This is a genomic window from Rhodoferax sp. RT4P68, assembly GCF_056521305.1.
The window spans coordinates 592,316-613,296 of the sequence record NZ_JBWMBB010000002.1; the positions used below are offsets into that span (position 1 = coordinate 592,316).

Annotated in this window: 22 protein-coding genes; 11 read left to right on the plus strand and 11 right to left on the minus strand. The window is 66.9% G+C overall.

Features of this window, described 5'->3' with window-relative positions; translation table 11 throughout:
• Positions 1–444: 444 nt before the first annotated feature.
• Together AC099J_RS06135 and AC099J_RS06140 are read right to left on the minus strand one after the other, a co-directional pair.
• Positions 445–1,155, minus strand: coding sequence for an exonuclease/endonuclease/phosphatase family protein (locus tag AC099J_RS06135; protein ID WP_479614332.1), 711 nt, complete (start codon positions 1,153–1,155; stop codon positions 445–447).
• A 464-nt stretch (positions 1,156–1,619) separates the two neighbouring features.
• Positions 1,620–1,868, minus strand: a complete 249-nt coding sequence (locus AC099J_RS06140) for a PIN domain-containing protein (RefSeq protein ID WP_479614333.1) — start codon at positions 1,866–1,868, stop codon at positions 1,620–1,622.
• A gap of 25 nt (positions 1,869–1,893) precedes the next feature.
• On the opposite strand from AC099J_RS06140, the gene AC099J_RS06145 reads away from it, so the two are divergent.
• Both AC099J_RS06145 and AC099J_RS06150 read left to right on the plus strand, forming a co-directional pair.
• Positions 1,894–2,316: a putative toxin-antitoxin system toxin component, PIN family gene (locus tag AC099J_RS06145; protein ID WP_479614334.1), complete on the plus strand. Its 423-nt coding sequence runs from the start codon at positions 1,894–1,896 to the stop codon at positions 2,314–2,316.
• Entirely contained in the window at positions 2,313–2,558 is a 246-nt protein-coding gene (locus AC099J_RS06150; RefSeq protein WP_479614335.1) for a toxin-antitoxin system HicB family antitoxin, read from the plus strand. The genes AC099J_RS06145 and AC099J_RS06150 overlap by 4 nt, the downstream gene beginning before the upstream one ends.
• Before the next feature lie 103 nt (positions 2,559–2,661).
• Here AC099J_RS06150 and AC099J_RS06155 read toward each other — a convergent pair whose 3' ends face one another.
• On the minus strand, positions 2,662–3,087 hold the full coding sequence (locus AC099J_RS06155) for an ester cyclase (protein WP_479614336.1): 426 nt from the start codon (positions 3,085–3,087) through the stop codon (positions 2,662–2,664).
• 18 nt (positions 3,088–3,105) lie between these two features.
• A complete protein-coding gene (locus tag AC099J_RS06160; RefSeq protein WP_479614337.1) occupies positions 3,106–3,531 on the minus strand; it encodes a zinc-binding dehydrogenase in 426 nt (141 codons plus the stop codon).
• Between the two features lie 454 nt (positions 3,532–3,985).
• Between AC099J_RS06160 and AC099J_RS06165 the strand changes: the two genes are divergently transcribed.
• Both AC099J_RS06165 and AC099J_RS06170 read left to right on the plus strand, forming a co-directional pair.
• Positions 3,986–4,216, plus strand: a complete 231-nt coding sequence (locus AC099J_RS06165; protein ID WP_479614338.1) for a hypothetical protein — start codon at positions 3,986–3,988, stop codon at positions 4,214–4,216.
• Between the two features lie 18 nt (positions 4,217–4,234).
• Entirely contained in the window at positions 4,235–4,654 is a 420-nt protein-coding gene (locus AC099J_RS06170; RefSeq protein ID WP_479614339.1) for a putative toxin-antitoxin system toxin component, PIN family, read from the plus strand.
• A gap of 30 nt (positions 4,655–4,684) precedes the next feature.
• On the opposite strand, the gene AC099J_RS06175 is transcribed toward AC099J_RS06170, so the two are convergent.
• From AC099J_RS06175 to AC099J_RS06185, 3 genes are all read right to left on the minus strand, one after another.
• Positions 4,685–5,746, minus strand: coding sequence for an alcohol dehydrogenase (locus AC099J_RS06175; RefSeq protein WP_479614340.1), 1,062 nt, complete (start codon positions 5,744–5,746; stop codon positions 4,685–4,687).
• A 67-nt stretch (positions 5,747–5,813) separates the two neighbouring features.
• Positions 5,814–7,028, minus strand: a complete 1,215-nt coding sequence (locus AC099J_RS06180; protein WP_479614341.1) for an ABC transporter substrate-binding protein — start codon at positions 7,026–7,028, stop codon at positions 5,814–5,816.
• 82 nt (positions 7,029–7,110) lie between these two features.
• On the minus strand, positions 7,111–8,349 hold the full coding sequence (locus AC099J_RS06185; RefSeq protein WP_479614342.1) for an ABC transporter substrate-binding protein: 1,239 nt from the start codon (positions 8,347–8,349) through the stop codon (positions 7,111–7,113).
• Between the two features lie 280 nt (positions 8,350–8,629).
• On the opposite strand from AC099J_RS06185, the gene AC099J_RS06190 reads away from it, so the two are divergent.
• The 6 genes from AC099J_RS06190 to AC099J_RS06215 all read left to right on the plus strand — a co-directional run bounded on the left by AC099J_RS06190 (position 8,630) and on the right by AC099J_RS06215 (position 14,568).
• Positions 8,630–9,865 (plus strand): CaiB/BaiF CoA transferase family protein, encoded by a 1,236-nt coding sequence (locus AC099J_RS06190; RefSeq protein ID WP_479614343.1) that lies wholly within the window; start codon positions 8,630–8,632, stop codon positions 9,863–9,865.
• Positions 9,866–9,916: 51 nt separating this feature from the next.
• A complete protein-coding gene (locus tag AC099J_RS06195; RefSeq protein WP_479614344.1) occupies positions 9,917–11,095 on the plus strand; it encodes an acetyl-CoA C-acetyltransferase in 1,179 nt (392 codons plus the stop codon).
• A gap of 123 nt (positions 11,096–11,218) precedes the next feature.
• Positions 11,219–12,025 (plus strand): enoyl-CoA hydratase-related protein, encoded by an 807-nt coding sequence (locus tag AC099J_RS06200; protein ID WP_479614345.1) that lies wholly within the window; start codon positions 11,219–11,221, stop codon positions 12,023–12,025.
• Between the two features lie 151 nt (positions 12,026–12,176).
• The gene (locus tag AC099J_RS06205) at positions 12,177–13,418 is read left to right on the plus strand and encodes an HD-GYP domain-containing protein (RefSeq protein WP_479614346.1); all 1,242 of its coding nucleotides are present in this window, start codon (positions 12,177–12,179) and stop codon (positions 13,416–13,418) included.
• A gap of 70 nt (positions 13,419–13,488) precedes the next feature.
• A complete protein-coding gene (locus AC099J_RS06210; RefSeq protein WP_479614347.1) occupies positions 13,489–13,857 on the plus strand; it encodes a DOPA 4,5-dioxygenase family protein in 369 nt (122 codons plus the stop codon).
• Positions 13,858–14,061: 204 nt separating this feature from the next.
• Positions 14,062–14,568, plus strand: coding sequence for a hypothetical protein (locus AC099J_RS06215; protein WP_479614348.1), 507 nt, complete (start codon positions 14,062–14,064; stop codon positions 14,566–14,568).
• Positions 14,569–14,570: 2 nt separating this feature from the next.
• Here AC099J_RS06215 and AC099J_RS06220 read toward each other — a convergent pair whose 3' ends face one another.
• From AC099J_RS06220 to AC099J_RS06235, 4 genes are all read right to left on the minus strand, one after another.
• Positions 14,571–15,320 carry a GntR family transcriptional regulator gene (locus tag AC099J_RS06220; protein ID WP_479614349.1) on the minus strand — a complete coding sequence of 250 codons (750 nt, stop codon included), beginning with the start codon at positions 15,318–15,320 and terminating at the stop codon, positions 14,571–14,573.
• Between the two features lie 4 nt (positions 15,321–15,324).
• Positions 15,325–16,650 (minus strand): C4-dicarboxylate transporter DctA, encoded by a 1,326-nt coding sequence (locus tag AC099J_RS06225; protein ID WP_479614350.1) that lies wholly within the window; start codon positions 16,648–16,650, stop codon positions 15,325–15,327.
• A 343-nt stretch (positions 16,651–16,993) separates the two neighbouring features.
• Positions 16,994–17,665 carry a nitroreductase gene (locus AC099J_RS06230; RefSeq protein ID WP_479614351.1) on the minus strand — a complete coding sequence of 224 codons (672 nt, stop codon included), beginning with the start codon at positions 17,663–17,665 and terminating at the stop codon, positions 16,994–16,996.
• Positions 17,662–18,852, minus strand: a complete 1,191-nt coding sequence (locus AC099J_RS06235; RefSeq protein ID WP_479614352.1) for a CaiB/BaiF CoA transferase family protein — start codon at positions 18,850–18,852, stop codon at positions 17,662–17,664. Before AC099J_RS06235 ends, AC099J_RS06230 begins: the two co-directional genes overlap by 4 nt.
• Before the next feature lie 371 nt (positions 18,853–19,223).
• Between AC099J_RS06235 and AC099J_RS06240 the strand changes: the two genes are divergently transcribed.
• The gene (locus tag AC099J_RS06240; protein WP_479614423.1) at positions 19,224–20,870 is read left to right on the plus strand and encodes a long-chain-fatty-acid--CoA ligase; all 1,647 of its coding nucleotides are present in this window, start codon (positions 19,224–19,226) and stop codon (positions 20,868–20,870) included.
• The last annotated feature ends 111 nt before the right edge of the window (positions 20,871–20,981 follow it).

Below are 20,981 nucleotides of genomic sequence, written 5' to 3' on the forward strand. Positions count from 1 at the left end.
AGGCGTTCATGGCGTGGGCGGTGGAGCGTCAGGCAGACGCGGCCGGAGGGCGGGGGTGGAGAGCTGCAGCAGATCGTCGGCTGTGGTCATGCGGGCAGTGTGGGGGAGACGGCTGCGGCTGGCGTCGTCGCTTGCGACGAATGGAGCGGATGCGCGAAGCGATTCAGCGCGGCTGGGCTGACCCGGGATAGATCGCCATCGATGCGTCCGGCTCGGCGGCCATCAGCCGCAACATCCAAATCGGCATGAGGGAGCGACCCCGGCAGGAACCGCTCGATCGCGTCCCCTGCCTCTGTCCAGCCGGGCGAGCCGTCGTCAATCTGGAAGACCCGATCACCCGCACCGAGGACCGCCAGACAAAGGCAATCGCCCGGTCGACATTGTGACCGTGTGCAAGGCGCTACGCTGCACCGGGCCACAAGGATGAGAGGGCGGCGTCGAGCGCTATGCCCTTACTTGTTTGAGCTCGTGCGGCAATGCGAGGTCCACGACGAGCGGGCAGTGATCACTGAACTTGATCCAAGCATCGTAGGTGCCGACTTCGACAGCTCTGATGTGCGGAGCCCAGGACTCCGGGACAAAGCAGTAGTCGATGTGATAAGGCCGCATTCGCTTCTTCAGCATGTGAAGAGTTGGCCGCGTCTCGACCCCTTGTCCCTCGTTGTGGAAATGGTGGTAGGCGCTCACGAGACCGAGCTGTGCGAGATTCCGAACCAAAGCTGAGTGATTCAGGTGATCGGGACGCTTGTTGTCCCAAATCTTGTTGGAGTTGAAGTCTCCCGCCACGACGGTCGGCTGGCTGGTCATCAGATCGGCGTAGCACTCGACGGCGCGAATGACGGCTTTGACGTATCGGAAGTTGAGGTCTGCCTTGGCCCAAACTGCCAACAGCAGGAATGACGTCGGGCCGGTGACTTGGATCGGGATCGTGTACCGCGGCACCTCCCTCGCGGTGAGCGTGGAAAGTTGGTAACCAGCGGACGCCTGCACTGCGATGCCTTGCCGCGGGTTGTCCCCGAACCACAGCGTCGCCGGATCATCCTCGCTCGGCCGAGCGACTTCTTGGAAGATGCTGATCGTCGGCTCAAGCGAGGAGACAAGCGGGATCTTGGTGGCTGCACGCCCCCTATTGCAGTTCCAAGTCAGTATGCGCATGCGACATGATGATCAGTGGTTCGCGGCCCGATGGAAAGCGATGGCCTGATGCCGAGGCCAAGTCCAGGCGATCAGGGTCGGCATCTGCGACAGGGCCGCGTGGATAGACCGAAGGTAAGCGCGTGGCCCGGCGTGTTCGCGCGCGTGGCATGGTCACAGCGGTTTGTCGTGCAATTGGTTGACGAGTTCAAGCGTGACCGGTGCCGAGCCGCCACAGCTTGGCAGCAAGGGCGCGCCGTTGCGCTTACCCCGCGTGGACCGGGTGCGCGCGACCAGCCCTGGCGTGCCAGCGCCGACACGATCTCTCCGAGGCTTTTACGTCGCGCTCGGCAAGATGCTTGGCTGCGGCGAGAACGTCGTCAATCGCAAGGGTGGTTCGCATCACGGAGCTCCTGCTGCGTTTCAGCATGCATCACGCATCCATTGGGTGTGCGATGGCACGCGGTCTGCTTGGTTGCTCGCGCTCAGAGCAGCCGGGTGGCGAGGCCCTGTTCCGCCAGCAGCCGCACGGCCTTCTTGTCGAATGACACGAAGGTCTCGCCACCCAACCATGTGCCTTCGTAGGCGATCACGCCATCGGCGAAATCACCGCCCGCTTCCAGCGTCAACAGGCCGGCTTCCGCAGCGGGGCGATCTACCTGGACGTTGGCGGTCGCAATCAATGCACGGACTGCGGCGGCGGTGTCGGCGGCGGCGAATCCGTAGACCCGCACGATTGATGGTTACACTGGCGCAACCATGAGAGTCGTTCTGGATACGTCGGTGCTGGTTGCGGCTGTGCGCTCTCGCAATGGCGCCAGCCATCTGTTGTTGATGCAGCTGCCGTCGCCCAGATTCCAGTTCGCCCTGTCGGTCGCGTTGTACATGGAATGGCTGGCTGTGTTGTCGCGGCCGGAGCACCTGCCTGCTGGGGCTACGCCGGAGGACGCCCTGGCCTTTGCGCGGTATTTGGCCTCCCTGGCCCATCTGCAAGATATCCACTTTCTGTGGCGACCTTTCCTGCGCGATCCTGACGACGACATGGTGCTGGAATGTGCCGTGGCATCCGGTAGCCCGTTCATCGTGACCCACAACGTCAAAGACTTCGCGCGCGCGGCCGAGCTCGGTGTGCAGGCGCTTCGACCTGGCGAGTTTCTTCACCATCTGGAGACCATTCCATGACTGCATTGACCATCCGGCTGCCGAACTCCGTGCATCAGAAAATCAAGGAACTGGCCGCGCGCGACCAGATTTCCGTCAACCAGTTCATCGCCAGTGCCGCGGCGGAAAAGATGTCGGCCGTGCTGACGTTGGACTACTTGCGCAACGAGGCCGCGCAGGGGCATCGCGATGCGTTTTTGCGCTACCTGGACATGGCCCCTGACACGCCAGCGGTGGACGGGGATGCGTTGCCGCAGACCTGAGCGGTGGTCGTCGCTGGCGACAAAATAGCCAGCGGCGCGCGAGAAAATTCAGTGCGCAGGGCCTGCCCGGCGACAACAATTGGGCCTACACGCCGCCCTCGCGCTATCTCGCCGCTTTAAGGCGCGATGTGTCCATGACGACAGACTCGGGGAACTCGGCGTGGAGAAACAGCCGATACCGGCCGATGCGGCCGTCCACCAGATCGAAAAGGCTGAAGACGGTACCCCGCAGCGGCTTGCCGGTAGGCGGCCTCCCAAGCCAGGGCCCGGTGTGAACGCCAGCAAAACTCCACCATGCCATCACTGCGTCGTCGCTGGCAACGATGCGATCGACCGTGACCTGCAGGTTGTCAATATTGCGACGGAAACCCCGCACGTGGGCGACCAGCCCGGCCCGACCCGGCGGACCGCCGAACGCCTGATTGGCCTCGTCCACCATGTCGACGTTGGAAAGTTGCTCGACCAGTTCCATCCGGCCCTGGGCGACAACCTCCTCAAGGTACGTTCGCATCAATTGTGTCGGTGTCATCTCAGCTCACCCCGCCCCTCAGGGCCGCAGCATCACCCGCCCCACCACCTTCCCATGCTCCAGATCATTCAGCGCCGCCTCCGCCTGGTCCAGCGGCCGCACCTCGATCGGCAGCGGCGTCAGCTTGCCGGCCTTCGCCAGGTCGATCAGCGCCTGCAGCTCCCCCAAATTCCCCACGTACGAGCCCTGGTAGCTCATCGCGCGCATCGGCATCGAGGGCGTGGAGATCTCGATCTTGCCGCCGAACAAACCCACCTGCACCAGCTGCCCGCCCTTGGTCAGCATGGCCATGGCGGTGCCCACGGTCTGTTCGGTGTCCACGCAGTCCAGCGCGGCCCACTCGGCGCCGCCGGCTGCGGCCTTGGCCTGCTTGCCCACGTCGGGCGCGGCTGTCGATGGCGTGCGCGGCGCCGACGCCATGTCGCCCGGCGTCGTGCCCACCACCTGTACAGGTCCCAGTCGCCCTTCGATTCTGCCGGCGTCTTGACCTGGTAGAGGTGCATGTCGCGGTAGCCATGAGGCGACGGTTCTTTGAAGGGCCATTGCATCGACTTTCTTGGCGTAGACGGGAAAGACGCCACTACCTGCCAACGACAACGCCCAGATACCCCCGGAAACTTCGACACTTCGGAGCAGGCGACAGAGGACGCAAGAACGATGGCGGGGAATCTTCATATCTTCTCCGAGGCCCAGGCAGAAAGCGCATATCTGACGTCGAGACCAAAGCCAGCGACGACGAGCATGATTGATGGCGTCAGATAGACCTCGTTGGGCGTTTGCGACGGTCCATTTTCCGCTCAACCAGGCGCCGGATTTGTGGTCGTGCCAGCGCGCTTGTCAGCGAGCTGATGTACAACTGTCTCGCAGGCTCCACAAGCCGAGCCTACGGAGTTGCACCATGACCACCCTGCACATCAATCTGCCTGACGCGTTGGCGCAGCGCGCGCGCAGCGAGGGATTTTTGACCGATGCCGCCATCCAGCAGTTGCTGGAAGACGCGATGCGGCGCAAGGCTGGGCGCCGGCTGATGCAGGTTGCCGAACATCTGCACGCGGCCCATGTGCCGCCCATGAGTGACGACGAGATCCAGCGAGAGGTCGAAGCAGTGCGTGTCCAGCGCCGTGGATAGTTGCTGAATGATCGTGTGATGAAGCTGGTCCTGGACACCAATGTCGTCGTGTCCGCATTGATCTGGGGCGGCGAGTCATACCGATTGGTTCGGTTGGCTGCGGAAGGCGACATCCTGTTGCACACGTCGGCCGCGTTGCTGGAAGAGTTGCGTGAAGTGCTTGCGCGGCCTCATCTGGCTTCACGATTGACGAACCGGCGCTCTTCGGTCGAACAGGCCATGAGCCTCTATGCTGAGCTAGCCCTCGTTGTGGTGCCGGCCAGCAGGCCTCGCGTGGTGCCGGGCGATGCTGACGACGACCACGTCGTGGCGGCAGCGGTGGCAGCAGGTGCGGATTTGATCGTCAGCGGCGACCGCCATTTGCTCAGCATGGGCCTTCATCAGCGCATCGCGATGATGACTGTGCGCGATGCGCTGGAACGCATCGCAGCCGCGTAGACGCATGCGTCGGGCCAGGTACTTCCGCCCTCAACCCCCCGGCCGCAGCATCACCCGCCCCACCACCTTCCCATCCTCCAGATCCTTGAGCGCCGCCTCCGCCTGGTCCAGCGGCCTGACCTCGATCGGCAGCGGCGTCAGCTTGCCGGCCTTCGCCAGATCAATCAGCGCCTGCAGCTCCCCCAGATTCCCCACATACGAGCCCTGGTAGCTCATCGCGCGCATCGGCATCGAGGGCGTGGAGATCTCGATCTTGCCGCCGAACAATCCCACCTGCACCAGCTGGCCGCCCTTGGTCAGCATGGCCATGGCGGTGCCCACGGTCTGTTCGGTGCCCACGCAGTCCAGCGCGGCCCACACTGCGCCGCCGGCTGCGGCCTTGGCCTGCTTGCCCACGTCGGGCGCGGCGCTGTCGATGGCGTGCGCGGCGCCGGCCTTCAGCGCAGCTGCGCGCTTGGCGGCATCGGGCTCGATGACGATGGCGCCCGGGTTGCCCAGCGCCTTCAGTAGGCCCACGGCCATCAGGCCCAATCCACCCGCGCCGAACACGACGACGTGCTCGTCCTTCAACACCGCCGGGTTGATCTTGCCGATGGCGCTGTACATCGTCAGGCCCGAGCAGGCGCAGGGCGCGGCTTGTTCCGGCGCCATGTCGCCGATGTCGATCAAATAGCGCCCGTGCGGAACGACGATGTGGTCGGCGTACCCGCCCGGTGCGAACACGCCCAGGGCCTTGCCGGCCATGCACAGATTCTCTTGCCCGCGCGCGCAGACCTTGCAGTGGCCGCAGCCCAGCCAGGGGAAGACCACGACGCGTTGGCCGATCTTCACGTCTTGGGCATCAGGCCCGGCGGCCACGATCTCGCCGGCCGTCTCGTGGCCCATGGTCAGCGGCAGCACGGCGCCGCGCTCGCCCATGTTCAGGCGTTTGCCGTTGCCCATGTCGTAGTAGCCGTGGCGGATGTGGATGTCGCTGTGGCACACACCGGCCGCCAGCACGCGCACCAGCACCTCGCTGCCTTTGGGCTCTGGTGTGGGCTGCTCGTTGCGTGCCAGGGGGGCGCCGAATTGCGTGAGGTCGTAGCTGATCATGTCGCGGTCTCCATGGCGCGGTGCGCCGGATGTGTCGAAAAAATGCGGGTCTGCCTGCCGTGCGGCATCAGGGCTTGGCGAGGCGGCATTCGCTTTGCGCGAGCGGGCGGAACGCCATGTCGCCCGGCGTCGTGCCCACCACCTTGTACAGGTCCCAGTCGCCCTTCGATTCTGCCGGCGTCTTGACCTGGTAGAGGTGCATGTCGCGCACCACGCGGCCGTCCACGCGCAGCTTGCCGTTGACGGTCATGAAGTCGTTGATCGGCGTGGCGCGCATCTGCGCCATCACCTTGTCGCTGTCGCGCGTGTCGGCTGCCTTCACGGCATTCAGATAGTGCGTGACGGCGCCGTACGTGCCGGCCTGCGTCATCGTCGGCATCACGCCGTTGCGCTTGAAGAAGCGCTGCGACCAGGCGCGGGTCTTGTCGTCCTGGTCCCAGTAGAAGGCTTCGGTCAGCATCAGACCCTGCGCCTGCTTCAGGCCGATAGCCTTCACGTCCGTCAGAAAGGCCAGCAGCGCGGCGAGCTTCTGCCCGTCCTTGCCGATGCCGAATTGACTCGCCGCCTTGATGCTGTTGATGGTGTCGCCACCGCCGTTGGCCAGGCCGATGATCTTGGCCTTGGAGCCCTGCGCCTGGATCAGGAACGATGCGAAATCGGACGCGCCCAGCGGGTGTTTCGAACTGCCCACGACCTTGCCGCCCAGCTCGGCAATGACGTCGCTGGTGTCCTTCTGCAGCGCTTGGCCGAAGGCGTAGTCGGCCGTCAAAAAGTACCAGCTGTCACCGCCCGCCTTGACCACCGCCGCGCCGGTGCTGCGGGCCAGCGCATACGTGTCATACGTCCAGTGCACGGTGTAGGGTGTGCAGCTCTTGCCCGTCAGCTCCGAGGTGGCGGCGCTGGTCACCATGATGATCTTCTTCTTCTCCTCGCCCAGCTTGGCAACCGCCAGCGCCAGGCCGGAGGAGGGCAGGTCCGTCACCATGTCCACGCCCTGCGTGTCGAACCACTCGCGCGCCTTCGAGGCGGCCACGTCGGGCTTGTTCTGCGTGTCGGCGAAGACCAGCTCGATGGGGCTGCCCAGCAGCGGCCCGCCGAAGTCTTCCACCGCCATACGCGCGGCATCGACCAGGCCCTTGCCGCCGATGGCCGAGTACAGCGAGGTCATGTCGGCCAGCACGCCGATCTTGACCGGCGCGGGTTTGGTCTGTGCCTGGGCGTGGCCGCCGGCCGTGAGGGCCAGGCAGGCCAGCGCCAGGGCTGTCAGTGGTGTTCTTTTCATGCGTGTCTCCTTGAATTTCGGGGTGAGCGCCTGCGTCGGCAGGCCGCACAGAACGGGTGCGTCGGCGCCGATGGACGTCAGGCTACTTGCCCGTCACCAGCGGGCACTTGCTCTTGGACAGCGGCTGGAAGGCCTGCTCGCCGGGGATCGTGGACAGCACGTTGTAGTAGTCCCACGGCGCTTTGGATTCCGATGGCTTCTTGATCTGCACCAGATACATGTCGTGCACCATGCGGCCGTCGGCGCGGATCTTGCCGCCCTGCGCGAAGAAGTCGTTGATGGGCAGCTCCTTCATCTTCGCGGCCACCTTGGCGCCGTCGTCGGTGCCGGCGGCCTGCACGGCCTTCAGGTAGTGCATGACGGCCGAGTAGCCGCCGGCCTGGATCATCGAGGGCATCTTCTTCATCTTCTCGAAGTAGCGGCGCGACCAGGCGCGCGTCTCGGGTGTTCGGTCCCAGTAGAACGCCGTGGCCAGCACCATGCCCTGGCCCAGGTTCAGGCCCAGCGCGTGCACGTCGTTGATGAACATCAGCTGCGGCACGATGGTCTGCTTGGGCGAGATGCCGAACTGCTGCGCCGTCTTGATCGCGTTCACCGTGTCGCTGGTGGCATTGGCCAGCGCGATCACCGAGGCCTTGGACGCCTGGGCCTGCAGCAGGAACGACGAAAAATCGCTGGCGTTGAGGGGGTGGAACACCGTGCCCACAATCTTGCCGCCGCCCTCGGTGACGAACTCGTTCAGCGAATTGGACATCGCCTTGCCGAAAGCGTAGTCGACCGCCACCACGTACCAGTCTTTTTTTCCCTGGGCCATTACGCCTTTGACGGCGCCGTTGGCCAGCGCATAGGTGTCGTAGACGTAGTGCACGCCGGTGGGGCTGCACTGCTCGTTGGTGATGCCGACCGAGGCCGTGCCTGTCATCAGCAGCACCTTGTTGCGCTCGCGGGCCAGGTTGATGACGGCGCCGGCGACCGACGAGTTGTTCAGGTCCACGATGGCGTCCACGCCGTCGCGGTCGAACCAGCCGCGCGCTGCGGTCGCGCCGATGTCCGCCTTGTTCTGGTGGTCGGCCGTGACGAGTTCGATGGGCTTGCCCAGCACCTGGCCGCCAAAGTCCGCAATCGCCATGCGCGCCGCCTCGACCGAGCCCGCGCCGGCCGTGTCGGCATACAGGCCCGACATGTCGCTCAACACGCCGATCTTGATCTTGCCGTCCAGGGCTTGTGCCCAGGCGCCAGAGAAGGCCGAGGTGGCCAGGGCCAGACCCAGCAAGGTGTGTCGGCTGCGGTGTGTCGAGGGCGCGCGGTGCGAAAGGGTCATGCGTATTCCATGTCGTGATGAGGGGCCGCCGATGGTGCGCCAACCACCGGGATTGCGAATCGTCGGTTCCGACGACCAGCGCTGCGCGTCCTACGCGGGTATTCCCGGTCGGGCGTGCGGTGGCGCTTTGTGTTCCAGCCAATGGGGTTGGACAGTCGGCGCCCCGGTCGACCGCGTCTGCTACAACGGCTCCAGCGCCGCGCAGCTGATGTGCATGTGCTCAAGCCGTGCGGCGATGTGATCGGCTTTTGATGCGGCGAACCACTGAAAGGATTTGGCAATGGCAGGACCCCTGGAAGGCATCCGCGTTCTCGACCTCTCGGCCGTGCTGTCCGGCCCGATTGCCGGCGGCATGCTGGCCGACCAGGGCGCGGACGTGGTCAAGATCGAATCGCCGGGCGGCGACACCTCGCGCCACATCGGCCCGCGCAAGGCCGACATCTCGGCCATGTTCCTGGCGGCCAATCGCGGCAAGCGGTCCATCGTGCTGGACTTGAAGCAGCCCGGTGCGCAGCAGATCGTGCGCGAGCTGGCACAGCGGGCCGACGTGCTGATCGAGAACTTTCGCCCCGGCGCCATGGACCGGCTGGGCCTGGGGCACGCGGCCTTGCTGGCGCTGAACCCGCAGCTGGTGTACCTGTCGATCAGTGGCTTCGGCCAGACCGGGCCGCAGGCCGGCGAGCGGGCCTATGACGCGGTGATCCAGGCTGTCTCTGGCATCAGCGCCTCGCACCGCAACCAGATCAGCGGCGACCCGCAGGTGCTGGCCGCCGCACTGTGCGACAAGCTCACCGCGTTGACGGCGGCGCAGGCCATCTGCGCGGCGTTGCTGGCGCGCACGCGCACCGGCTTGGGCCAGTGGGTGGAGCTGGCCATGCTGGACGCGGCGCTGTCGTTCCAGTGGCCCGACGCCATGTACAACCATGCCTTCCTGGACGATGCGCCGGCGCCATCGCCCGAGTTCGGCGTGAGCCAAAAGCCGTGGAAGACAGCCGACGGTTATGTGGTGGCGTCCGGCCCGCAGCCGGTGGAGTTCGCCGCCGTGTGCGCCGGCTTCGGCAAGCCCGAGCTGGCGCTGGACCCGCGCTTTGCCAGCGTGGACGGGCGCTTTCGCCACGCCGCTGCGCTGCGTGAGGCATTGGACCCGCAGGCTGCCGGCATGGACACCGCCACCATGCTGGCGCGCATGCGCGAACGCAACGCGCCCGTGGGCCGCGTCAACGAACGCCACGAGGTGCTGGTCGACCCGCAGGTGCTGCACAACGGCACGCTGGTCGAGGTGGACCATGGCGACCTGGGCCGTGTGCGGCTGCCACGCACGCCGGCGCGCTTCAACGGCACGCCGGCAGCCAAGCCCGGCCCGGCGCCGCACCTGGGCCAGCACGCGGCCGACGTGCTGGGCGAGTTGGGCCACGGCGCCGCGCAGCAGCAGGCCTGGCGTGAGGCGGGCGTGCTGGGCCCTGTGGCCCCTGCACAGGCGTTTGCAAAATCGTCCGTTCCGACGACGCCCGGCTGAAGCGCCGCCGCGACCATTCCACCGACCCCGATTCCTTGAGGAGACACGCGCATGGCAGAAGCATTCATCGTCGCCGCCGCCCGCACGGCAGGTGGTCGCCGCGGCGGCCGGTTGGCCGGCTGGCACCCGGCCGATCTGGCCGCCCAGGTGCTGGACGCACTCGTGGCGCGCACCGGCGCCGACCCGGCCTCGGTGGAAGACGTGATCCTGGGATGCGTCGGCCAGGCCGGCGAGCAATCCACCAACATCGCGCGCAACGCGGTGCTGGCCTCGCGCCTGCCCGAGTCCGTGCCCGGCACTTCGGTCGACCGGCAGTGCGGCTCGTCGCAGCAGGCGCTGCATTTCGCGGCGCAGGCCGTGATGGCCGGCAGCATGGACATCGTGATCGCCGCCGGTGTCGAGAGCATGACCCGCGTGCCCATGGGCACGCCGGGCAGCCTCGCGGCCAAGGCCGGCCTGGGCACCTACATGAGCCCGGGCATGCAGCAGCGCTACCCCGGCGTGCAGTTCAGCCAGTTCACCGGCGCCGAGATGATCGCTGAGAGCTACGGCTTGTCGCGCGAGCAGCTCGACGCCTTCGCGCTGCTCAGCCACCAGCGCGCCATCGCCGCCACGCAGGCCGGCCACTTCCGGGACGAGATCATTCCCGTGGCCGTGCGCATGGCCGACGGCACCGAGCCCGGCGAGCAGCACCTGGCCGACGAAGGCATCCGCTACGAGGCCACGTTGGAGAGCATCGCCGCCGTCAAGCTGATCGCCGAGGGTGGCCGCTGCACGGCGGCCAGCGCCAGCCAGATCTGTGATGGCGCCAGCGGCGTCATGGTGGTCAATGAGCGCGGGCTGAAGGCGCTGGGCGTGAAGCCCCTCGCGCGCATCCACCACATGAGCGTGCTGGGACACGACCCCATCGTCATGCTGGAGGCGCCGATCCCCGCCACGCTGCGCGCCTTGAAGAAGGCCGGCATGTCGATCGGCGACATCGATTTGTTCGAAGTCAACGAAGCCTTCGCGCCGATCCCGCTGGCCTGGCTGCAGGCCACGGGGGCCGACCCGGCGCGGCTCAACGTGCATGGCGGCGCCATCGCGCTGGGCCACCCGCTGGGGGCACCGGGCACCAAGCTGATGACCACGCTGGTGCATGCGCTGGGCCTGCACGGCAAGCGCTATGGGCTGCAGACCATGTGCGAAGGCGGCGGCATGGCCAACGTCACGATCATCGAGCGGCTGTAACGCATGGCCACCGACAAACCCCTGCTGCACACCGAAGGCGTGTCGGTGCGCTTCGCAGGGGCGTGCTGACCGCTGGCGAGAAGGCGCCCTCGCGCAGGCCACCGAAATGAACAAGGAATCCACATGACCAATGAAAACGTGCTGCTGGAGGCGCGCCATGGCGACGTGCTGGTGCTGTCGCTGAACATCCCCGAGCGGCTGAACCCGATCGCGCGCGAGCTGCAGCATGCCTTGCGTGCGCGGCTGGCCGCGCTGCGCGAAGACCGCAGCATCGCCGCGCTGGTGCTGACCGGGGCCGGCCGCGCCTTCTGCGTCGGGGCCGACCTGTCCAGCATGGGCGGTGCGACGGACGCCGAGGGTTCGCTGGGCGAGCGCAGCTACGCGTCGATGGAGTCCCTGTCCAACCGCATCATCGAAGACCTGCGCACGCTGCCCATGCCGGTGGTCAGTGCCGTCAACGGTCCGGCAGCCGGCGCCGGCGTGGGCATCGCGCTGGCGGCCGACATCGTGCTGGCCGCGCGCACGGCCTACTTCTACCTGCCCTTCATGCCGAAGCTGGGCATCGTGCCCGACCTGGGCACCACCTGGTTCCTGGAGCGCTTTGTCGGCCGCGCGCGCGCCGTCGGCATGTCACTGTTGGGCGAGAAGCTGTCGGCCGAGCAGGCCGCCCAGTGGGGCCTGGTCTGGGCCTGCGTGGACGATGCGGAGCTGCAGACGCAGGCCCTGGCCCTGGCGCAGCGGCTGGCCCGGCTGCCGGCCCACGCAGCGCGCGAGGTGCGGGCGGCTTATGAATCGGCGGGGCGCAGCACGCTGGTCGAGCAGATGCGCTATGAGGCCGAGCGCCAGCGCGAGCTGCTGGACGGCGCTGCGTTCGCAGAAGGCGTGAAAGCGTTCCGCGAGAAGCGCGAGCCGGTGTTTCCGCGCGGCTGACGCGGCCAACAGCCCACTGCGCGTGCGTTGTCGCCGTGCTGCGGCTGAACCTTGGCGGTTGTGGTCTTGACGCTGCGCAAACTCTGGCGGCGGCGCGTGCGGTGATTTGATCCGTCCTCCAGGTCAATGTTGCGTCAGAATCGATCGGGCAATGATCAGACGTATCGAGGTCCGTGAGTTGACCGTCGGCATGTACATCCACCGTTTCGAAGGCGCGTGGATGGATCACCCGTTTTGGCGCGACGGCTTCATGCTGAAGACGGTAGAGGACCTGGCCAAGGTGCGCGATTCCAAGGTGCAGGGCGTGTGGATCGACACCGACCGTGGCCTGGCCCCAGCCGAGGCCGCCACCCCCACAGTGCCCGCGCCCGCGCCTGCCGCCGACGATCCAGCCCCTGCGCAGAGCGAGTCGCCGGCATTGCCTGCGCGACGGCGCGCCGCGACCGGCATGCAGGACGAGCTGCGCAGCGCGGCCTTGTTGTGCCGCGTCGCCCAGGAATCCATCACCTCGGTGTTCGAGGAAGCCCGCATGGGCCGGCTGGGCGACTCCAGCGCTGCGCGCGGGCTGGTCGAGGAGATCAGCGATTCCGTCATCCGCAATCCCGGCGCGCTGGTCAGCCTGGTGCGGTTGAGAACCGCGGACACCTACACCTACATGCACTCGGTGGCGGTCTGCGCGCTGATGGTCGCGCTGGCGCGCCAGCTGGGGCTGATCGAGGAGCAGGCGCGCGCCGCCGGCATGGCCGGGCTGATGCACGACATCGGCAAGGCCGCCGTGCCGCTGGACGTGCTGAACAAGCCCGGCCGGTTGACGGCGGCGGAATTCGCCCTCGTGCAGCGCCACCCCGAGCAAGGCCACGCCATGCTGCTGGCCAGCGGTGACGTTGAGGACGAGGCGCTGGACAGCTGCCTGCACCACCACGAGAAGATCGACGGCAGCGGCTACCCGCACCGGTTGGCGGGCGAGCAGATCGGCCTGATGGCGCGCATGGCGGCGATCTGTGACGTGTACGACGCCGTCAGCTCGGACCGACCCTACAAGAAGGCGTGGGACCCGTCCGAGGCGATCCGGCGCATGGCGGAATGGAGCGGCACGCATTTCGACACGGCGCTCTTCCAGGCCTTCGTCAAGAGCATCGGCATCTACCCGGTGGGCTCGCTGGTGCGCCTGTCGTCGGGCCGGCTGGGCGTGGTGATGGAGCAATCCGATTCGCTGGTGGCGCCGTGTGTGAAGGTCTTTTTCTCGACCAGATCGCAGCTGCGCATCGTCCCCGAGGTGCTGGACCTGGCCCGCATGGCCAACGAGAAGATCGTGGCCCGCGAAGACCCGCAGAAGTGGGGCTTCGGCGATCTGAACGAACTGTGGAGCGGCTTCGCAACGCAGCCCTGGTAGGGTCGGGATCTGACACGCCCGTTCTCACCTCTTTTTCCCTTACCCACACGCTCACCGCACCTTGCCGACCATGACCCCGCTGCCCCCCTCATTGATCCGCGACTGGCATGCCCATGTCTACTTTGACGCGCTGACGCGGGCCATTGCATGGACGCTGCGCGAGACCATCCTCGTCGAACTGGCCGGCCACATGGAGATGGGCCGCTTCCACGAGCGCCCGGTCGGCCCGCACCCGATGTGGAGCTACCAGCTGGCCATCACCGCGGCCGATTTTCCGCACGTGCTGGGCTGGCTCACGCTGAACCACGGCACGCTGGACGTGTTCATCCACCCCAATACCGGCGAAGAGCTGCGCGACCACCGCGACCGCGCGCTGTGGCTGGGGTCCTCGCACGGGTTGAAGCTGGCGGGGTTCACGCCGACCGCCATTCTTCCTTGACCATGGACTGGTCAGCCTGCGACGCTGTTGAGCAGCTGGTTGCACATCAAGCCTCGACTGCGCACGAACGCGGTTGGTCCACGCTCACGAACGGCGAGCTTCTTCAAGCTGCCGTCGGTCTGGCTGTGACGGGCAGCTATGCAGAGCTTCTGATCGCTTGGCGCGCAGGCCCGAGAAGTCCAAGCGCGTTTAGCCTGCTGTCGCATGCTTCCTGAGCGCGTCTTCCATTTCGCCAAAGGCAGACCCTGGCAGCTGGTGGTCGTTGGCGTTTCGATCCTCGGCTTTGTGGGTATCGCAGTTCAGCGCACCATCGAACAGGGGAGTGCCAGTTCGGCCAGCCTTTTGCCTCTTGTCGTGCTTGTACCCATGGCTGCCGTCGCGTTTCGCGGCCACTACATCCGCCGGCCGAAGCTGCGAATTTCTGCAGATGGCGTTTGGTATGCAGGATGGGACGAGACGGTCCCCCTGCGTTGGGATTCAGTAACAAGCATCAGAGAGGTTGTCGCTGGCCCTGGCGAGCCGTTCATCGTGTTGGAGACTGGGGCGGATAGGTCGCTACCCAAAGACCGCTTGCCCAAGCATTCGCTTCGCGTTTCGGACTTGGATATTCGACACAGGGACGCGGTGAGACTTATCGAGGAGTACTGGCGGGCCGCCCAGCAGGGGCCACACGGACGTGCCTTGGAAGGGGCCGACAAGGGCGAGACTTGACCTCACACCCCCTGCGGCAACGCCAGCGGCGCCAGCGTGACGCGCAGCTTGTCCAGCGCCTGCGGCTCGGGCAGCTCGGTCTGCAGGGCTTCTTCCACGTTGCCGATGTGATCCAGCATGCGGGCGCGCGCGGTGGCCATGTCGCCGGCTTCCAGTGCTTCGACGATGGCCTCGTGGTCGGCGCAGGACTGGCTGGCGTCGTGCCGCGACTGGTAGAGCGTGGCGGCCAGCGTGGTGCGGGCCGTCAGGTCGCGCAGCACATCGCTCAGCAGCCGGTGGCCCATGTGCTGGGCCAGGCAGACGTGGAAATCAGCCAGCAGGAATGAACGGGTGGCGGCGTCGGCGTCGTCGATGGCGCGGCGCTCCTGTGCGATGTGCTGGCGCAGCGCGACGATGGTTTGGGCCAGCGGGCGGCCCTGGTCGGTGAGGATGCCAGCCTCGACGACGCGGCGAGCGGCGAAGGCGTCGCGCGCCTCCTCGGTGGAGGGCTGCACCACGTACCAGCCGCGCTTGGTCTGCACCGCCACGAAGCCACGCGCCTGCAGCTGCATCAGCGCCTCGCGCACCATGGTGCGGCTGACGCCGAAGTGATCGGCCAGCGCCTGCTCACCCAAGCGCTCGCCCGGTGCCAGCTTTTGCGCCAGGATGGACTCGACCACGCGCTCGGCGATGGCGGTGGGGCTGATGTCGGCCAACGCCCCCGCGCGGGCGGGAGGGGCGGGAACGGGGGCAGGATCGGGGGCGATGAGCATCCTCTCAGTGTGCACCAGCGCCGCTGGGCTGGCCCACCAGTGCGGGGGAGGCGTCCAGTGCATCGTCGGCCACGGCGTCGCCATTGAGCACGGCGTGGGCGCGCTCACGGTCGATGTCGCCCTCCCAGGCGGCCACGGCCACGGTGGCCACGCAGTTGCCGATCAGGTTGCCCAGCGCGCGGGCGATGCCCATGAACCAGTCGACCGACAGCACCAGCACCAGGCCGATGGCCGGGATCGCGGGGATGGCCTGCAGCGTGGCGGCCAGCACCACGATGGCCGAGCCCGGCACACCGTGCGCGCCCTTGGAGGTGACCAGCGCGATCGCCAGGATGGCCAGCAGGTCGGACATGCTGACCGGTGTGTTCGTGGCCTGCGCGATGAACACGGCGGCCAGCGTGATGTAGATCGAGAACGCGTCCAGGTTGAACGAGTAGCCGGTGGGGATCACCAGGCCGACCGTGCTGTCGCGGATGCCCATGCGGCGCAGCTTGGCCATGATCTGCGGCAGCACGCTGTCCGACGACGTGGTGGCGAACACGATGGCCAGCTCTTCGCGCAGGTAGCGCAGCAGCTTCCACAGGCTGAAGCCGGACATGCGCATCACCAGGCCGAGCACCACGAACACGAAGATCAGCACGGCGACGTAGAACAGCCCGACCAGCATGCCCAGCTGCTTGAGCGAGCCGATGCCGTACTGGCCGACCGTGAAGGCGATGGCGCCCAGCACGCCCAGCGGCGCAAGCTTGATGATGATGCCCATGATCTTGAACAGCACCAGCGACAGTGTGTCGACCAGTTGCGCGACCGGCTTGCCGATGTCGCCCAGCAGCGCCAGTGCGCAGCCGAACAGCAGCGCGAACAGCAGCACCTGCAGCACGTCGCCGGTGGCGAACGCGGCGACCACAGTGGTGGGGATCAGCTTCATCAGGAACTCGACCGTGCCACCGCTGGTGAGCTTGTCGGCATTGCTGGCGTAGGCGGCCATGGCGGCCGGGTCCAGCGCCTTGGGGTCGACGTTCATGCCCACGCCAGGCTCGAACACGTAGGCCAGCACCAGGCCCAGTGCCAGGGCCAGTGTGGTCAGCACCTCGAAGTAGATCAGCGCCTTGATGCCGACGCGGCCCACGCGCTTCAGGTCGCCCGCGCCGGCGATGCCGTGCACCACCACGCAGAACACCAGCACCGGAATGATCATCTTGATCAGCTTGATGAAGGCGTCGCCCAGCGGTTTGAGCTTGACAGCGAAATCGGGGACCAACAGGCCCAATGTCGCGCCGAGCAGCAGCGCGATCACGACCTGACCGAAGAGGGAACGGAAAAAGCGCATGGCGGCTCCTGGTTGCATGCAAGCGTGAAAAATCTTGCATGCAAGAAATATAGACAAGATTTTCGGCTAGATGGACAGGGTATTCCCGGTAAGGCGTGGCGTGGTGCGGGAGGCGTGCCCGTGCGCCGGCGGGCTTTGGCCAGGCCTATGCAACTGCTGTGCCCGAAGCAGCGGGCCGTCGCAGCTGCCGCCGTCGGGGACGACGCTGCTGCACACGCCCACGGCGGTGGGATACGCGCTGGCGGGCGAGCGCGAAGCGCCGCAGCGCTCAGCGGCGGTGGTCAGCAGCCGTGAACGGGCCGCGAGCGGTTTGTTCGAAAGTCTGGGGCTGGTGCGGTGTCGCTCAGATGCCGTGGAATTCGGCCACCGCGTCCAGCGGCGCGCGCTCGGTCACCAGTGTGTCGATCGGCCCGTCGCGCTTCGCATAGCCGATCGCCATGCCGGTGAACAGCATGCGTTCGGGCGGGATGTTCACGAAGCTGCCGATGGTCTGCGGGTACAGGGCCCAGCATTCCTGCGCGCAGCTGTCCAACCCCTCGGCGCGCAGCAGCAGCATGATGGTTTGCAGCAGCATGCCCAGGTCGGACCACTGAGGCGGGCCCATGCGCCGGTCCACGCTGCAGAACAGCGCCAGCGGTGCGCCGAAGAACTGGTAGTTGCGCGCGAACCAGGCGCGGCGCGCGGCTTTGTCTTCGCGCGGGATGCCCAGGCGTGCGTACATGGCCTCGCCCACGGCGAAGCGGCGGTCGCGGTAGGGGGCGACCAGCTCCTGGGGGTAGACGTCGTACTCGCTGCCCTCGCCTGTGGGCGCCTCGACCACGCGCGTGCGCATGATGGCCTTGAGCGCCTCCATGCGCTCACCGCCCACGATGTGCAGGTGCCAGGGCTGCAGGTTGCCGCCCGAGGGCGCGCGCAGCGCCTGCGCCAGCACGCGGCGGATCACATCGCCGGGCACCGGTGTCGGCAAGAAGTCGCGCACCGAACGGCGGCTGTCGACAGCCTCCACCACGTTCATGCCGCGCTCGCTTTGCGTGGCGCGACCGTGACACCCAGTTCGCGGGCCACCTCGTCGTTGTGCTGGCCCGGCGTGGCGGCGTGCGCCAGTTCGGGGCTTTCGTAGGCCGAGAAGCGCACCGGCGGGCGCAGCTCCAGATACTCGCCCTCGGTCGGGTGGCTGCGCTGGCGGAACAGGCCGCTGGCCTGCAGCTGCGGGTCGTGCAGCAGGTCTTCCACCTCGTTCACGCGCATCGCCGGCACGTTGGCCTTCTGCAGCAGCGCAAGCCACTCGTCCGTGCTGCGCTCGGGCATGATGCGCGCAGCCGCCTCGTACATCAGGTTCATGTTCTTGCGCCGCAGCAGCTTGTCGGCCAGCTCGGGCCGGTTCAGCTCTTCGGGGTGGCCACTGGCATCGAAGAAGCGCAGCCAGCGGTCGTCCATGTACGGCGCGATGGCGATGTAACCGTCCTTTGTGCGCATCGGCTGGCGGCTGGGGTCGATCTGGCGCGGGTACAGCGCTGGCCCCGTGGGCGGCACGAAGGTGGCGTCGCACAGGTGCTCCAGCAGGTTGAAGCTGACCAGCGACTCGAACATCGGCACCTCCACCATCTGCCCTTCACCGGTGCGCAGCCGGTGGATCACGGCGGCCAGCACGGCATAGGCCGCGTGCAGGCCCGAGACTTTGTCGGCCATCGTCATCGGCACATAGCGCGGCGCCGGGTTGCCATCGACCTTGGGCGGCAGCGAGGCCACGCCAGATGCGGCCTGGATGATGTCGTCATAGGCCTGCAACCCGGCATACGGCCCGCGCTGGTCGAAGCCGGTGCAGTGCACGTAGAGGATGTCCGGGCGGATCGCCTTCACCTGGTCATACGACAGGCCGGCCCGCGCGATGGCCTCGCCGCGCACGTTGTGGATGAAGATGTCGGCCGTGGCGATCAGCGCGTGCATGGCGGCCAGGCCATCGGGCGTCTTCAGGTCCCAGTCCACCGAGCGCTTGCCGCGGTTCAGCCGCAGGTGCACCGGGCTCATGCCGGGCGTCTTCACGGGGTTGCCAATGATGCGGATGTGGTCGCCGTCGGCCGGCTCCAGCTTGATGACCTCGGCGCCCAGGTCGGCCAGGATCTGGGTGCAATAGGGGCCGAAGATCACGGTCGTCAGGTCGACGACGCGCAGGCCTTCGAGCATGCGGGGGGAAGCGGTCATGGGTCTCCTCGGAATGTGGGGGGCAGGGCGGCATCATCGCAGCCGGCCGGCGCGGGCTGTGTCGCAGTGGCTGAATCCTAGGGACGACCCGCGCCACCTCTCAATCGTCCGAACCGACGATGTTCCCGCCACGGGGCGTGCCTACGATGCCCCGGTTGGCCGGCATCGTGCCCGCGCGCCAGTTGCCCCAGCTGCAGGAGACAAGACACCATGCCGCTTGGCGTTCGCGGGCTTCGTACCGCACGACGTTGGCGCTCACGCTGGGCCTTGCGGCCGCTGACGGTGCGCTGGGCCAGAAGAATTGCGCCATGGGCGCCACCGGCACCGACACCGACCCCAAGATCGGCTCAAGTACATCTTTAGGAATCGCCATGGCCCAACCTCTGTTCGGATTGATGCAGGACCGCCCCCTGCTGATCTCGTCGCTGATCGAGCACGCGGCGCGCTTTCACCCCAGGGCCGAGATCGTCTCGCGCCTGCCCGAAGGCGGCATCCACCGCACCGATTGGGCCGGCATCCGCAGCGAGGCTTGCCGCGTGGCGAATGCCTTGAAGCAGCTGGGCGTCCAGCCCGGTGAGCGCGTAGGCACGCTGGCGTGGAACAGCTACCGCCACCTGGCGCTGTACTTCGGCGTGTCGGGCAGCGGCGCGGTGCTGCACACGGTCAACCCGCGCCTGTTCCCCGAGCAGATCGACTACATCGTCAACCACGCCGAAGACCAGGTCATGTTCTTCGACACCAGCTTTGCGCCGTTGGTCGAGAAGCTGGCGCCGCTGTTCAAGACCGTCCGGGCCTTCGTCTGCATGTGCACGCAGGGCGCGATGCCCAAGATCGACGTGCCCAACCTGCACTGCTGGGACGACCTGATCGGCGACGCCAGCGACCAATACACCTGGCCTGACTTCGACGAGCGCACGGCCTCGTCGCTGTGCTACACGTCGGGCACCACCGGCAACCCCAAGGGCGTGCTGTATTCGCACCGCTCCACCATGCTGCACACGCTGATGGAGCTGGCGCCCGACACCTTCGGCGTCAGCTCACGCGAGACAGTGATGCTGATCGTGCCGATGTTCCACGCCAACGCCTGGGGCACGCCGTATGCCGCGGCAATGGTCGGCTGCCGTCTCGTGCTGCCAGGCCCGCACCTGGACGGGCAGAGCGTCTACACGCTGATGCGCGATGAGAAAGTCACCTTCTCGCAAGGTGTGCCGACGGTGTGGCTGATGCTGTTCCAGTACCTGGACGCGCACCCCGAGATCGACCCGCGCCCGCTGGGCATCAAGCGCATCGGCATTGGCGGCGCCGCCGTGCCGCGCGCGATGCTGGAGCGCTTCGAGAACCAGTTCGGCGCCGAGGTCACGCAGGGCTGGGGCATGACCGAGACCAGCCCCATCGGCGTCATCAGCAAGCTCTTGCCCAAGCACGACGGCATGGACCCGGAAGAGCTGGTCAAGGTCAAGCTCAAGCAGGGCCGTGGTGTGTGGGGCGTGGATTTGAAGATCGTCAACGACGAGGGCCAGGTGCAGCCCTGGGACGGCGAAGCCTTCGGCCATCTGCGCGTGCGCGGCCCGTGGATTGCGAGCGGCTATTTCAAGGGCGAGGGCGGCTCACCGATCGACGAGGAAGGCTTCTTCACGACGGGTGACGTGGCGACCATCGACCCGGATGGGTTCCTGCAACTGGTGGACCGCGCCAAGGACGTCATCAAGTCCGGCGGCGAATGGATCTCGTCCATCGACGTGGAGAACGCCGCCATGAGCCACCCTGGCGTGGCCGAGGCGGCGGTCATCGGCCTGCCGCACCCGAAGTGGCAGGAGCGGCCGCTGCTGGTGGTGGTCAAGCGGCCGGGGGCCGAGGTCGACAAGCAGAGCGTGCTGGACCACCTGGCTGCGCGCATCGTCAAGTGGTGGCTGCCGGACGACGTGGTGTTCGTGGAGAGCCTGCCGCATACGGCGACGGGGAAGTTGCTGAAGACGCAGTTGAGGAAGCAGTTTCAGGATTACGTGTTGGGGGGGTGAGCCGGGCGCGTGGCTTTGTGGTGACCACCGGTGTGTAGCGACTGTGTAGCGGCTGCCTAGCGAAGTTGGGTCTCCCACCCACGTGGGGTGGCAAGCGCCGTTTCGATTATT

Excerpts from the sequence above, each read along its gene's own strand:
- AC099J_RS06135 (WP_479614332.1), bottom strand. The coding sequence starts at position 1,155 with ATGCGCATACTGACTTGGAACTGCAATAGGGGGCGTGCAGCCACCAAG.
- AC099J_RS06145 (WP_479614334.1), top strand. The coding sequence starts at position 1,894 with ATGAGAGTCGTTCTGGATACGTCGGTGCTGGTTGCGGCTGTGCGCTCT.
- AC099J_RS06150 (WP_479614335.1), top strand. The coding sequence starts at position 2,313 with ATGACTGCATTGACCATCCGGCTGCCGAACTCCGTGCATCAGAAAATC.
- AC099J_RS06155 (WP_479614336.1), bottom strand. The coding sequence starts at position 3,087 with ATGACACCGACACAATTGATGCGAACGTACCTTGAGGAGGTTGTCGCC.
- AC099J_RS06165 (WP_479614338.1), top strand. The coding sequence starts at position 3,986 with ATGACCACCCTGCACATCAATCTGCCTGACGCGTTGGCGCAGCGCGCG.
- AC099J_RS06170 (WP_479614339.1), top strand. The coding sequence starts at position 4,235 with ATGAAGCTGGTCCTGGACACCAATGTCGTCGTGTCCGCATTGATCTGG.
- AC099J_RS06175 (WP_479614340.1), bottom strand. The coding sequence starts at position 5,746 with ATGATCAGCTACGACCTCACGCAATTCGGCGCCCCCCTGGCACGCAAC.
- AC099J_RS06180 (WP_479614341.1), bottom strand. The coding sequence starts at position 7,028 with ATGAAAAGAACACCACTGACAGCCCTGGCGCTGGCCTGCCTGGCCCTC.
- AC099J_RS06185 (WP_479614342.1), bottom strand. The coding sequence starts at position 8,349 with ATGACCCTTTCGCACCGCGCGCCCTCGACACACCGCAGCCGACACACC.
- AC099J_RS06190 (WP_479614343.1), top strand. The coding sequence starts at position 8,630 with ATGGCAGGACCCCTGGAAGGCATCCGCGTTCTCGACCTCTCGGCCGTG.
- AC099J_RS06195 (WP_479614344.1), top strand. The coding sequence starts at position 9,917 with ATGGCAGAAGCATTCATCGTCGCCGCCGCCCGCACGGCAGGTGGTCGC.
- AC099J_RS06200 (WP_479614345.1), top strand. The coding sequence starts at position 11,219 with ATGACCAATGAAAACGTGCTGCTGGAGGCGCGCCATGGCGACGTGCTG.
- AC099J_RS06205 (WP_479614346.1), top strand. The coding sequence starts at position 12,177 with ATGATCAGACGTATCGAGGTCCGTGAGTTGACCGTCGGCATGTACATC.
- AC099J_RS06210 (WP_479614347.1), top strand. The coding sequence starts at position 13,489 with ATGACCCCGCTGCCCCCCTCATTGATCCGCGACTGGCATGCCCATGTC.
- AC099J_RS06215 (WP_479614348.1), top strand. The coding sequence starts at position 14,062 with ATGCTTCCTGAGCGCGTCTTCCATTTCGCCAAAGGCAGACCCTGGCAG.
- AC099J_RS06220 (WP_479614349.1), bottom strand. The coding sequence starts at position 15,320 with ATGCTCATCGCCCCCGATCCTGCCCCCGTTCCCGCCCCTCCCGCCCGC.
- AC099J_RS06225 (WP_479614350.1), bottom strand. The coding sequence starts at position 16,650 with ATGCGCTTTTTCCGTTCCCTCTTCGGTCAGGTCGTGATCGCGCTGCTG.
- AC099J_RS06230 (WP_479614351.1), bottom strand. The coding sequence starts at position 17,665 with ATGAACGTGGTGGAGGCTGTCGACAGCCGCCGTTCGGTGCGCGACTTC.
- AC099J_RS06235 (WP_479614352.1), bottom strand. The coding sequence starts at position 18,852 with ATGACCGCTTCCCCCCGCATGCTCGAAGGCCTGCGCGTCGTCGACCTG.
- AC099J_RS06240 (WP_479614423.1), top strand. The coding sequence starts at position 19,224 with ATGGCCCAACCTCTGTTCGGATTGATGCAGGACCGCCCCCTGCTGATC.